At 38.8% G+C, this 613-nt stretch carries 1 protein-coding gene and 1 pseudogene; both read right to left on the bottom strand.

The annotated features are described in order from the left end of the window. Window positions 1-125 precede the first annotated feature (125 nt). Window positions 126-416, bottom strand: a pseudogene (locus tag BN4609_RS08885) (hypothetical protein); the annotation flags it as partial. A 16-nt stretch (window positions 417-432) separates the two neighbouring features. Next, window positions 433-613, bottom strand: a 181-nt coding sequence (locus BN4609_RS08880) for a transposase (protein ID WP_164071627.1), incomplete at its 5' end; no start/stop codon positions are given.

Raw genomic sequence — 613 nt, 5'->3', positions numbered from 1 at the left:
CTAATAAGCCTGGTGTGAGAGGTCGGTAAATGTGAAAATAGGAAGCAACTGCCTTTTATGATTAGCATTTACCTCCTACCCGATTCGAAGCGAAAAATGCGCTTGTACCAGATGGTCGTTATCTATTATTTCTGATTAATTTTCTTTTTAATTTCATTCACCTCTTTAAATAGGCTATTAGCAATGCTATCTTTAATTGCTGCCATCTGTATCATTTCGTTATGATAGCGAATTGAGTCCTCGTAAATATTTACATGAGTTCTCACTTTCTCAATAACTTCTTTATTTGGGCATACAGAAAAGTTCTTTTCGATGTATCGAACATTTGGATCGTTAGATGGAAGAACCATCTTCAAAGCACGATATTTCAAGTCAGCCTCCTCCCAATCTTGATGCGCTCGCCATTGGGTGAGATTGCGGGTCAGTAGATTTTTAGTGGGGATAGGCATACAGTTTAGCAATACGGAATAAGAAAAACTTCTTGTCAACAACTCCCCTGAGATTCGCTCTGAAGAGTTTGATTTTAGCGTTGAATGATTCAGCGAGCGCATTTGATGAACGGTTGTTGTAGAAGTTGAGGATTTCATCATAATGCTCATAGAAGGTGGCTGCG

The organism is Leyella lascolaii (assembly GCF_900079775.1).
In the GTDB taxonomy this organism is placed as follows: domain Bacteria; phylum Bacteroidota; class Bacteroidia; order Bacteroidales; family Bacteroidaceae; genus Prevotella; species Prevotella lascolaii.
The sequence above is the reverse complement of the archived record's forward strand: the minus strand, read 5'-3'. Positions and strand labels throughout refer to the sequence as shown.